Genomic DNA, 11693 nt, shown 5'->3' with positions numbered 1-11693 from the left:
AGCGGCGCGTCGCCATGCTTTCCAGGCTGTCGATCCGCGATATCGTTCTGATCGAGAAGCTGGACATCGACTTTTCGTCCGGCCTTTCGGTGCTGACCGGCGAAACCGGCGCTGGAAAATCCATCCTGCTCGACGCGCTGTCGCTGGCGCTTGGCGCCCGCGGCGACGCTTCGCTGGTGCGTCATGGCGCGGCACAGGGCCAAGTCATCGCCGTGTTCGACGTGCCGCGCAACCATCCTGCCCGCATGCTGCTTGCCGACAACGCCATCGAGGACGATGGCGACATCATCCTACGCCGCGTGCAGACGGCGGATGGCCGTACCCGCGTCTTCGTCAACGACCAACCCTCCAGTGTGACGCTGATGCGCGATGTCGGCCACGCGCTGGTCGAGATCCACGGCCAGCATGACGAGCGCGCCTTGGTCGATCCCGGCGCCCATCGCGAATTGCTTGACAGTTTCGGCGGTCATCTCGGCGCTGTCCGCGCGACCGGCGAGGCATGGCGGCATTGGCGGGCCTGCGAGCAGGAATTTTCGCGACACCGCGCCAAGGTGGAAGCGGCGGCCCGCGAGGCCGACTATCTGCGCGCCGCGGTCGCCGAATTGACGAAGCTCGACCCTCAGCCCGGCGAGGAAGCCGACCTGGCCGAACTGCGTGCCTCGATGATGCGGACGGAAAAGATCGCCTCGGAAATCCATGATGCGCAAGATGTGCTCTCGGGCCCGTCCTCGCCCTTGCCGCAGCTCGCCAGCCTGTTGCGGCGGCTGCAGCGCAAGGTGACCGAGGCGCCCGGCCTGCTCGAGGACGTGGTCAAATCGCTCGACGAGGCGATGCTGTCGCTCGACGCCGCCCAATCGGGCGTGGACGCGGCACTTCGCGCCACCGAATATGATCCGCGGCGGCTGGAACAGGCCGAGGAGCGGCTATTTTCGCTGCGTGCCGCCTCACGCAAGCACAACGTGGCGGTCGACGACCTGGCGCAATTGCGCGACACGATGGCGGCCGATCTCGCCGATCTCGATGCCGGCGAGGAGCGCCTGCACGGGCTGGAAAAGCAGGCCGCCGCCGCGCGCGAAGCCTATGACATTTCCGCGGCGCAACTTTCGTCGCTTCGCCTTGCGGCGGCGGTCGGATTGACCAAGGCGGTGATGGCCGAATTGCCGGCGCTGAAGCTCGAGCGGGCCGCGTTCATCGTCGAGATGGCAAGCGAGGCCGAGAGCCGCATGGAAGAGGGCATCGATCAGGTCGAGTTCTGGGTGCGCACCAATCCCGGCACAAGACCGGGCCCGATGATGAAAGTCGCCTCCGGCGGCGAGCTTTCGCGGTTCCTGCTGGCACTGAAGGTGGCGCTGGCCGACCGCGGCTCGGCGCCGACTTTGGTCTTCGATGAAATCGACACCGGCGTTGGCGGCGCGGTGGCGGACGCCATCGGCCAAAGGCTGGCGCGGCTGTCGAAGCGCGTACAGGTGCTTTCGGTTACGCACGCGCCGCAAGTGGCGGCACGGGCGGCGACACATTTCCTGATCTCCAAATCCGGCGGCGCCGATCGCGTCGCGACCGGCATCGCGGAGATGGACCGGGCGGCGCGCCAGGAAGAGATCGCGCGGATGCTTGCCGGAGCGACCATCACCGACGAGGCGCGCGCGGCGGCCGAGCGGCTGCTGCGCGAGAACACCGCGGCGGCTTAGCTACACGCCGTCCGACGTCGATAGCCCGGCCCTTCGGACAGAGTCAGGATATGGCTCCATCCCGCTGTTCAGGAATGATTTTCCCGTGCCTGGTCTCTCCCTTATGAGAGAATCCTGTTCTATTGTGTCGCGCCATCGCTACAGCGCCGCGCGTCCTTTCGGACGCGCAAAGGACGCTGTAGCAATTTTATTTTTACGCATGACCTTCGGGGTCATGCGCCAGGGAGCAGTGCATGGCCGAAAAACCAGTCGATTCGCTCAGCGAAAGCGAGGCCGCAAGCGAATTGAAGCGACTGGCGGCGGAGATCGCCGAGCACGACCGGCGCTACCATACCGAGGACGCACCGATAATCACGGACGCGGAGTATGACGCGCTGACGCGGCGCAACCTCGCCATCGAACAGCGCTTCCCCGCCTTGGTGCTAGAGGATTCGCCGTCGCGCCGCGTGGGCGCGCCACCGGCGGAAGGCTTTGCCAAGGTGCGCCATGCGGTGCCGATGCTCAGTCTCGCCAAGGCCTATACCGACCAGGACGTCGCCGACTTCATCGAGCGCGGCCGGCGGTTCTTTGACCGCGACAAGGATCTGGACATCGCCTTCATGGCTGAGCCGAAGATCGACGGGCTGTCGGCGTCCCTGCGTTATGAAGGCGGTGTGTTCGTGCAAGGCGCAACGCGCGGCGACGGCGCCGTCGGTGAGGACATCACCGCCAATCTCAGGACAATCGCCGACATCCCCAAGCACCTGAAAGGTTCAGGCTGGCCCGACACCATCGAGATACGCGGCGAGGTCTACATGACCTATGCGGAATTCGAGGCGCTGAAGGAACGGTCGGCGGCGGTCGGCGGCCAGGACTACGTCAATCCGCGCAATACGGCGGCCGGATCCCTGCGTCAGAAGGATCCTTCGGTTACAGCCAGCCGCAACCTCAAGTTCTTCGCCTATGCCTGGGGCTACACCACGAAAGATCCGGCTCCGACCCAGTTCGAATCCGTCCAGAAGTTCAAGGATTGGGGATTCAAGATCAGTCCGCTGATGGTGCGGGCGAAGTCGGTCGAGGAACTGGTCGCGCACTACCACCGGATCGAGGAGCAACGCTCGTCGCTCGGCTACGACATCGACGGCGTCGTCTACAAGGTGGACCAGCTCGAACTGCAGCGCAGATGGGGTTTCGTCACCGGCGAACCGCGCTGGGCCGTCGCCCACAAATTTCCGGCCGAGCAGGCAATGACGACGGTGCTCAAGATCGACATTCAGGTCGGCCGTACCGGCACGTTGGCGCCCGTCGCACGGCTCGCACCCGTCACGGTCGGCGGCGTGGTGGTCGAAAATGTCACGCTCCACAACGAAGACTACATCAAGGGCCTGGACAGCAACGGCCAGCCGATCCGTGACGGCATCGACGTACGTATCGGCGACACGGTGGTGATCCAGCGGGCAGGGGACGTCATTCCGCAGATCGTCAGCGTCGTCATCGACAAGCGTCCGCCCGATGCCGTGCCTTACGAATTCCCGCACACCTGTCCGATCTGCGGCTCACCGGCGACGCGTGAGATCAACGAGAAGACCGGCAAGGAAGATTCCCGCCGACGCTGCACCGGCGAACTGATCTGCCCCGCGCAGGCCGTGGAAGGATTGCGCCACTTTGTGTCACGCGGCGCCATGGATATCGAAGGCCTGGGCGCTGAGAACATAGACCTGTTCTTCAATGCGGGATTGATCAAGACAGCCGCCGATATCTTCACGCTCAGGGATCGCCGTCCCGCCGTCACCAAGGCGCTGGCCGAGCGGCGCGAGGAGCAAGCCAGGCAGCGCGAGGCCGCATCGGGCAAGACGCGCAAGAATGTGCGCGGTGTCGAGGAGCGCAATTACGAAGGTCTCGACAAGCTCTTCGCTGCCATCGACGCTCGTCGCGAACCGGAACTCGATCGCTTCATCTTCGCGCTGGGCATCCGCCATATCGGCGAAACGACGGCAGCCGTGCTTGCCCGAACCTTCTCGACCATCGAGGAGTTGATCCGTGTCGGCAAGGAGACGGCGGCGGCGGCCGATCCGCACACTGTCTTCCCATCGATCAACGGCATCGGCGACACGGTGATCGGCGCGCTGCGCGATTTCTTCGGCAATGAACGCAATGACGACGTGCTCGATGCGCTGCTCGCCCAGGTCCGCCCGAAGCCGTACATTGTCAACGTCTCAGCCGACAGCGTAGTCGCCGGCAAGACGATCGTGTTTACAGGTACGCTGGAGAAGATGACGCGCCCCGAGGCCAAGGCGATGGCCGAACGTCTCGGCGCGAAGGTCGCGGGCTCGGTTTCCGCGAAGACCGATCTGGTCGTGGCCGGACCGGGTGCCGGGTCCAAGCTCAAGCTCGCCACCGAACTCGACATCGAGGTGATCGACGAGGATGCCTGGCTCGCGCGGATCGGCAAGGCGTGATGGCCGGCACGTTCAACGGTTTCGGCCAGAAGGCCATTCCATTTCTCAGGGCGTTGGATTTCCACCAGAGCCGGGAGTGGTTCCAGGAGAACCGCGACCTCTTCGAACGCGAGCTGCGCGACCCCTTCGGCGATCTGGTCGAAACCCTCTCCGAGCGCTTCGCGGCAGCAGGGCTGGGCCTGCGCGGCGATCGCAAGAAGTCGCTGTTCCGGATCAATCGCGACGTGCGGTTCGCCAAGGACAAACGGCCCTACAACCGGCATCTGTCGGCAATCCTTTCGCCCGACGGCACCAAGATGGAGCAGGGTGTCTTGTTCGTCTATATCGGGCTCGACCGCTGTTTTGCCGGCGTTGCCTGGTGGCAGCCGGGGCCGGCGCTACTGCTGGCGATGCGCCAGGCCATCGCCGCGCGGCCGGGTGAATTCCGTGCCTTGGTGGCGGCGTTGAGGATGAACGGTCTGGGGCTTGAAACCGAAGGCCGCATGAAGCGCACGCCGCGCGGTTTCGAGCATGTCACGCAAGCCGATCTTCTCGATGCCATCCGCAACCGGCATTTCGTCGTCCAGCATAGAATCGATCCGGCGACAATCCATGGCGCTGCGTTGAGCGACGAACTCGTCGATTTCACCTTGCGCGCCAAGCCGCTGCTCGACTGGGGGCGGGCGATCGAGGGCAAGGTCCCGCAGGACTAGCCCCGGACCGATGGCGCACGCCCGGGCTTGCGGCGGGCCGGGGCGATCATTTCCGCTGATCGTTGGCTCAAGCGAATTGGTGTGACAAGGCAGGCGGCTCTCCCTACATACGGCCTTTCCCCAAGGAGTGGTCGATGTCGGCGGAAGCAATCTCCGAAAACCGCGCGAAAAGCGATTTCTGGCAAGGCGTGCGGCTCTCGATGCCCATCGTGGTGGCGGCGGCGCCGTTCGGGCTGCTGTTCGGGGCGCTTGCCGTCGACAACGGTTTTTCGGTGCTCGAAGCCATCCTGATGAGCGCCATGGTCTACGGCGGCGCCAGCCAGATGGTCGGCATCGAATTGTTCGGCCAGCATGTCGCGCCGTGGCTGATCGTGCTGTCGATCTTCGCCGTGAATTTCCGCCATGTGCTTTATTCCGCCGGTATCGGCCGGCGCATCGCGCACTGGCCGCTGGTCCAGCAAGCGGTAGGCTATTTCGTGCTTACCGATCCGCAGTTCGCGGTGGCCGAACGCAAGGCGGAGGCCGGCGAGACGGTCGGCTTCGCCTGGTATATGGGGCTTGCCCTGCCGGTCTATGTGTTCTGGGTGACCGAAAGCGCGCTCGGCGCGGTGTTCGGCAAGCTCATTCCCGATGCACATGCGCTGGGCATCGACTTTTTGCTGCCGATCTACTTTCTCGGACTGGTCATGAGCTTTCGCAGACGGCCGCTGTGGCTGCCGGTGGTCGTCGCCAGCGCCGCTGCCTCGATCCTCGCCTATAAAACGGTGGGCTCGCCCTGGCACGTCTCCATTGGCGCCGTGGCCGGCGTGCTGCTCGCGGTCATCCTGCCGCCGCACCACAGCGGCGTGGAGGCCCGGCGATGAGCACGACCTTGTGGATCATCGTCGCCGGTGCGATCGCGACCTATCTGACCCGCATCGGCGGGCATCTGGTGATCTCGCGCTTCGAAAACATCCATCCGCGCGTCGAGGCCGGGTTGAACGCCGTGCCGGCCGCGGTGCTGACCACGCTGGTAGCGCCGGCGGCACTTGGCACCGGACCGGCGGAATGGGTGGCATTGATCGTTGCCGGGCTGGTCTCGCTGCGCGGCGGGCTTATGGCGATGTTTTTGGCAGGTGCGGCCGTGCTGATCCTTGCGCGGCAGTTTGTCGGGTAACCAACTCTTGCCTTGGTGGCGCCGCCCCTCATCCGCCTGCCGGCACCTTCTCCCGTATGGTGACGGGGAGAAGGGGCTGGCCGCGGCCTTGGCACCCTTTCTGCAACGCTGGAGATTGGCGAAATCGTTCGCGAAGGCGTCTTTCTCGCCGTCACTATACGGGGAGAAATGCCCGGCAGGGCAATGAGGGGCAGCGCAAACCTGAAGCGATTGTCCGGCAACCACGGGTAGTTTCAACTTGACATGTGAGGGCAGTTATGCTAGGAATTTATTCACAATGATGAGTTGCGCCAACGACCTGCCCGCCGAGGCGGGTTTTTTGTGCCTCCCAACCTCAACGAAGGCTGCCACCGCCGCTACTGCTTGAGGTCGTGCGGCAGCGGTGCGGTTGCCTTTTCCAGCCAGGCCAGCGTCTCGCCGTCGAGCATCGGTCCGATCTCGGCCAGCACGCGTGCGTGGTATTGGTCGAGCCAGTGCAGTTCGTCGCGCGTCAAAAGGTCGGATCGCACCAGCCTGGTGTCGATCGGCGCCAGCGTCAGCGTCTCGAAGCCATGCATGGCGATGTCGCCGCCCTCGATCGGCTCAGCCGGTGTCACCAGGATGAGGTTCTCGATGCGGATGCCATAGGAGCCTTCCTTGTAGTAGCCCGGCTCGTTGGAGACGATCATGCCGGCGAGCAGCTTTTCGGTGCCGGTCCTGGCGATGCGCTGCGGGCCTTCGTGCACGGCCAGATAGGAGCCGACGCCGTGGCCGGTGCCATGGGCGAAATCGCAGCCGTGTCTCCACAGAGCGAGGCGCGCCACTGCATCGATTTCGGAGCCGCGCGTGCCTGCGGGGAAGCGCAGCGTCGAAATGCCGATCATGCCTTTCAGCACGAGGGTAAAACGTTCGCGCATTTCCTCGGTCGGCTTGCCGATCGGCACCGTACGGGTGATGTCGGTGGTGCCGTCCTGGTACTGTCCGCCGGAATCGAGCAGGAACAGCTCGCCATCCCCCAGTTTTCGGCTGGTGGCGCGAGAGACGCGGTAGTGCATGATGGCGCCGTTCGGGCCAGCGCCCGAGATGGTGTCGAAAGACACGTCGCGCAGCGGCATCTGCGTTTCCTCGCCGGTGCTGCGGCGGCACTCCTCGAGCTTGGTGACGACCGCGATTTCGTCGAGCTTGCCGGGTTTCTGGCGATCGAGCCAGCAGAGCAGACTGGCCACGGCGGCGCCGTCGCGGCGATGCGCGGCGCGGGCGCCGTTGATCTCGGCCAGGTTTTTCGTTGCGCGTGGAATGCGGGCAGGGTCGGGTGCTGAAATGACGGTGCCGCCATTATCCTCGACCAGCATCCGGAGTTTTTCGGCCGCCAGCACCGGGTCAAGCGCTATTCTAGCGCCGCCCTTGGCCAGCGCGACAACGGCCGCTTCGAATTCACCGGGCTCATGCAATTCGGCGAGCTGCGTCAGATAGGCCGCGACGGTGCGCGAGAACTTGCGCTGATCCATGAAAAGGAGGTGCGATCCGTCGGCGGCGAGTACAGCGAAGCCGAGCGCCAGCGGCGTATGCGGCACGTCGCCGCCCCGGATGTCGAAGGCCCAGGCGATGGAGGACGGGTCGGTCAGCACGGCATGGGTGGCGCCGTCCTTGCCGATGGCCGACGCCAGCCGCGCCAGCTTGTCCTTGGCCAGTTCGCCGGCAAAGGCGATCGGATGGAGCTCGACCGGCGCCAGCGGCGGTTCGGGCTGGTCCTCCCAGATGGCGTCGATCGGATTCTTCTCGAGCGGCACCAATGTCGCCCCCGACTTTTCGGCCGAAGCTTTCAGTGCCTTGACGTCGCCGATCGTCTGCAGCCAGGGATCGAAACCAAGCCGCACGCCCTTGCCGAGATTGTCCTTGATCCAGGCGGCGGGCGGATTGTCGACCAGGCTTTCGATCGAAAAGATGTCGAGATCGACCTCCTGGCGCACCTGCAGCGTGTAGCGGCCGTCAACGAACATAAAGGCGCGCTCGCCAAGCACGATGGCGACGCCGGCCGAGCCGCTGAAGCCGGTCAGCCATTTCAGCCGTGCCGAGCGGTCTGCGACATATTCGCCCTGATGCTCGTCGGCACGAGGCACGATGAAGCCATCCAGCCCGTTGGCCGCCAGCCATTGGCGCAGCAGCGCCACACGCGGCTTGCCGACGGCGGGGTCGCCGGCGGAATCAAAGGTCTGGAACATGACGGGCCTCTCCTCGGATGCTGGTTTGACCGTAGCGCATGAGTCCGATTTTTGGAAAGGATCACGCGCAAATCAAAGCGCTGCGGTTTTTATGCCAAGGGATGTGCGGCGCCGGCTGAACGCGGTTCAGCGGCACCGCTTTTGCGCATGGACGCCATGCAGAATCAGCGATTTTCAAACAGGTCGGCAGAGCCTACCTTTTTGCTGTGGAGGAACGAGTCTTATTGCCCTGCAAAGGAGACCATCATGTCCACGATTTCAGCCAGACGCGGATTTTTCAGAAGCGCCATGAACGCTCTCATCGAAGCGCGCCAGCGCGAAGCGAGCCGATATGTGAGCGGCGTTCTGCTTGGCTTTGACGACAAAACGTTGAAAGCGCACGGCTACGATCGCGAAGAACTGAAGAAGACGGCAAGGTCGCCCTACTTCTGAGCGAAGTTGCGGCTTGCGTTTGGAGGCGCTGCGCCTCACCGCTTGAGGTGGATCGTCACCCAGCCCTCGCGATGCAAAGTCCTGATATGGCGGAACTGCTGGCCGACATAGGCCGAGACCACCGCGTCGCGCTGCCGGTCGAGAATGCCTGACAGCACGATCGAGCCGCCCAAGTCGGTATGCCTGGCCATTTCGGGTGCCAGCCGCATCAGCGGCCGCGCCAGTATGTTGGCGACGATGAGGTCGAAAGGGCCGCGCGCGGCAAAGATCGGATTGTGGAAGCCCGGCGCCGTCACCGTTTCGACGAACGCCTTGACGTGGTTGAGCCGCGCATTGGCGGCGGCGACCTTTACGGCGACCGGATCGATATCGGTCGCCAGCACCGGGATATGCGCGAGCTTGGCCAGCGCAATGGCCAGCACCGCGCTGCCGGTGCCGAGGTCGAGCGCGTTGCGCGGGCGCTCGCGTCGCACGACCTGTTCCAGCATTTCAAGGCAGCCGGCGGTGGTGCCGTGATGGCCGGTGCCGAAGGCGAGGCCCGCTTCGATTTCGATAGCCAGTTCGCCGCTGTGGCGCTTCCTGCGGTCATGCGCGCCGTGAACGAAGAAACGGCCGGCGCGCACCGGCTTCAGCCCCTCCAGCGAACGCGTCACCCAGTCGATATCAGGCAGGGCCTCCCGCGTGATCGGCCTTAACAAGTCAAGCCCGGCGAGAATGTCCTTCACGCGCGCCTCGACGGCATCGACATCGCCGTCGGCATAGAGCGACACTTCGTGGATGTCGCGATCCTCGTCGACTTCGAGCACGGCAAACGGCAGGCCTTCATCCTCGAAGGCCGCGTCGAACGCCGCAAAGATACGGTCGGCCTCGATCTTTCCAGTGGTGAAATAAAGCCGCGTCTGGGTCATCGAAAGATGGTCTTGTTTGAGCATGATCTATCCGAAAACCGGTTCCCACTTTTCGCTGACGCGGTCCTTCGGTTCGGGATCATGCACTAACCTTCCGCCGCCAGCCGCTTCAGCTTGGCGATGGCGGTGTCCGGGCTTTCGCCATAGGCGATGGTGCCGGCGAAGTCGCCGCTGGCGTTGAGCAGCAGCACCGAAGCGGTGTGGTCCATCGTGTAGTCGCCGTCGCCCGTATCGACCTTCTTCGAGTAGATGCCGAAGGATTTGGCCATGGCGTGGACCTTGTCCGGGTCGCCGGTGATGCCGAGGATGCGGTCGGAGAAATTACTGATATAGGCGTTCATGACTTCGGGCGTGTCGCGCTCCGGGTCGACCGAGACGAAATAGGCGCGTAGGTTCTTGCCGTCGTCCCCCATCGTCTTCAGCCAGCCGGCCAGTTCGAACAGCGTGGTCGGGCAGACCTCAGGGCAATGGGTGAAGCCGAAGAAGACGACGCTGGGCTGGCCGCGAAACGCGGCCTCGGTGACCGGAGTGCCCTTCTGGTCGACCAGCGTGAACGGCGCGCCGAACGGCTCGCCGCCATAATGCCCGCGGTACCAGTCGAAGGTGAGCCAGCCGATGCCTGCCGCCATCAGGACGAGAATGCCGACCAGTATTGAACGCATCATCGATTGGTGTCCGTCGTGATTTTCGCTGGCACTATATCAGCGCCATGGAGCCTGTTCGGCGAACACTCTTAACGGGTTGACCTCGTGCACGCAAAGATGTCGCGTTGCCGCAACCGGCATTCCGGTCAAAAGGTGATCTGCTTGCAAAGCGCTGCCGATCGCCCCACCTGAGGTCGGCAAAACTCGAACCGCAGGAGGAGGCTTCCCTTGCAAAGACTGATTGGGCGAAAACTGATCGGCAGCGCATTGGCCGCATGCCTTGTCGTCGGTGCTGGTGCGGCTGTCGCCCAGGAGGTCGGCAAGGTCGGCGTCGACTGGCTCGGCAACGACATCATCGTCGAGGCGATCAAGGACCCCAAGGTCGAAGGCGTGACCTGTCACGTCTCCTATTTCGACCGTGGCGTGATCGACCGCCTGCAGAAGGGCAACTGGTTCGAGGATCCGTCCGATTCCTCGATCTCCTGCCGCCAGACCGGGCCGATCACCATCGGCGACATCGACATGAGCGAGGCCGGCGAGGAGGTGTTCAAGCAAGGCATCAGCCTGATCTGGAAGAAGCAGGTGGTGAACCGTATCTACGACAAAGCCAATGAGACCCTGATCTATCTGTCGCATTCGCGCCAGGTGCAGGACGGTTCGGCGAAAATGTCGGTCACCACCGTACCGCTCTACGGCCAGAACGTGGTGTGGACCAACGGCCAGCCGAAATAAGCTCTGGCAACAGCTGACCGACGATCGGTCCCGCTTGCGGGACCAATCGGCGACGCGACAATTGCTCCCACCTTGCGGGAGCAATTGCGCGGGAGTAAAGCCGCCGGCATGGATCGTCCTGAAAATCTTGTCGCCAAAGATTCCGAACCGCGCATTCATCCGACCGCGGAATTGAAGGCGTGCAAACTTGGGCGCTACGCCTCGATCGGCGAGCGGGTCATCCTGCGCGAGGTATCGGTCGGCGACTTCTCCTATTTCGAGCGTCATGCCGAGGCGATCTACACGACAACAGGCAAGTTCTGTTCGATCGCCGCCAACAGCCGCATCAACGCACTGGAGCATCCGGTCGAACGGCTGACCCAGCACAAGGTCAGCTACCGGCCGAACGAGTATTTTCGCTGGCTGGGCGTCGACGCGGCGTTCCGGGAGCGGCGGCGGGCGCAAACCGTCAGCATTGGCCACGATGTCTGGATCGGCCATGGCGCGGTGATCATGCCTGATGTGAGCATCGGCAATGGCGCGATCGTCGGCGCCAATGCTGTGGTGACGCGCGACGTGCCGCCCTATGCCATCGTTGCCGGCGTTCCGGCCAGCCCGCTGCGGCAGCGTTTCGCCGCGGATGTCGCCGCGCGAATCGAACATCTTGCCTGGTGGGACTGGCCGGTCGAAAAACTGGCCAGGGCCATCCCCGACATGCAGGCGATGCCGATCAAGGCCTTTCTCGATCGCTGGGAAAACGACAGTCCCTGATTTTTTTGCGGCCGCGTGCACGTCTGTGACGGTGAAATCCGTCCATTCAGGG

General features: G+C 63.9%; 11 protein-coding genes. 8 read left to right on the top strand and 3 right to left on the bottom strand.

Annotation, left to right across the window (positions count from 1 at the left end; translation table 11 throughout):
• Window positions 1-14: 14 nt before the first annotated feature.
• The 5 genes from recN (at window position 15) to EJ066_RS26695 (ending at window position 5974) form a co-directional block, all read left to right on the top strand.
• On the top strand, window positions 15-1688 hold the full coding sequence (recN, locus tag EJ066_RS26715; RefSeq protein WP_126042930.1) for a DNA repair protein RecN: 1674 nt from the start codon (window positions 15-17) through the stop codon (window positions 1686-1688).
• A gap of 233 nt (window positions 1689-1921) precedes the next feature.
• Complete coding sequence (ligA, locus tag EJ066_RS26710) at window positions 1922-4126, top strand: NAD-dependent DNA ligase LigA (RefSeq protein WP_126042929.1); 2205 nt, start codon at window positions 1922-1924, stop codon at window positions 4124-4126.
• On the top strand, window positions 4126-4818 hold the full coding sequence (locus EJ066_RS26705; protein ID WP_126042928.1) for a TIGR02453 family protein: 693 nt from the start codon (window positions 4126-4128) through the stop codon (window positions 4816-4818). Before ligA ends, EJ066_RS26705 begins: the two co-directional genes overlap by 1 nt.
• A 134-nt stretch (window positions 4819-4952) precedes the next feature.
• Entirely contained in the window at window positions 4953-5681 is a 729-nt protein-coding gene (locus EJ066_RS26700) for an AzlC family ABC transporter permease (RefSeq protein WP_126042927.1), read from the top strand.
• Window positions 5678-5974, top strand: a complete 297-nt coding sequence (locus EJ066_RS26695; protein ID WP_126042926.1) for an AzlD family protein — start codon at window positions 5678-5680, stop codon at window positions 5972-5974. The genes EJ066_RS26700 and EJ066_RS26695 overlap by 4 nt, the downstream gene beginning before the upstream one ends.
• A 356-nt stretch (window positions 5975-6330) precedes the next feature.
• On the opposite strand, the gene EJ066_RS26690 is transcribed toward EJ066_RS26695, so the two are convergent.
• The gene (locus tag EJ066_RS26690; RefSeq protein ID WP_126042925.1) at window positions 6331-8175 is read right to left on the bottom strand and encodes an aminopeptidase P family protein; all 1845 of its coding nucleotides are present in this window, start codon (window positions 8173-8175) and stop codon (window positions 6331-6333) included.
• Window positions 8176-8226: 51 nt separating this feature from the next.
• Between EJ066_RS26690 and EJ066_RS32620 the strand changes: the two genes are divergently transcribed.
• Window positions 8227-8607, top strand: a complete 381-nt coding sequence (locus tag EJ066_RS32620; protein WP_348629267.1) for a hypothetical protein — start codon at window positions 8227-8229, stop codon at window positions 8605-8607.
• Between the two features lie 35 nt (window positions 8608-8642).
• On the opposite strand, the gene EJ066_RS26680 is transcribed toward EJ066_RS32620, so the two are convergent.
• Window positions 8643-9515 (bottom strand): 50S ribosomal protein L11 methyltransferase, encoded by an 873-nt coding sequence (locus EJ066_RS26680; RefSeq protein WP_126044057.1) that lies wholly within the window; start codon window positions 9513-9515, stop codon window positions 8643-8645.
• 86 nt (window positions 9516-9601) lie between these two features.
• On the bottom strand, window positions 9602-10180 hold the full coding sequence (locus EJ066_RS26675; RefSeq protein WP_126042924.1) for an SCO family protein: 579 nt from the start codon (window positions 10178-10180) through the stop codon (window positions 9602-9604).
• Between the two features lie 207 nt (window positions 10181-10387).
• On the opposite strand from EJ066_RS26675, the gene EJ066_RS26670 reads away from it, so the two are divergent.
• On the top strand, window positions 10388-10891 hold the full coding sequence (locus EJ066_RS26670) for a CreA family protein (RefSeq protein WP_126042923.1): 504 nt from the start codon (window positions 10388-10390) through the stop codon (window positions 10889-10891).
• Between the two features lie 108 nt (window positions 10892-10999).
• Window positions 11000-11641, top strand: a complete 642-nt coding sequence (locus EJ066_RS26665) for an antibiotic acetyltransferase (RefSeq protein WP_126042922.1) — start codon at window positions 11000-11002, stop codon at window positions 11639-11641.
• Window positions 11642-11693 lie beyond the last annotated feature (52 nt).

The sequence above is a fragment of the Mesorhizobium sp. M9A.F.Ca.ET.002.03.1.2 genome (genome assembly GCF_003952365.1).
GTDB lineage: Bacteria > Pseudomonadota > Alphaproteobacteria > Rhizobiales > Rhizobiaceae > Mesorhizobium.
Note: the sequence above shows the minus strand (reverse complement) of the source record. Positions and strands in the feature narration are given on the sequence as shown.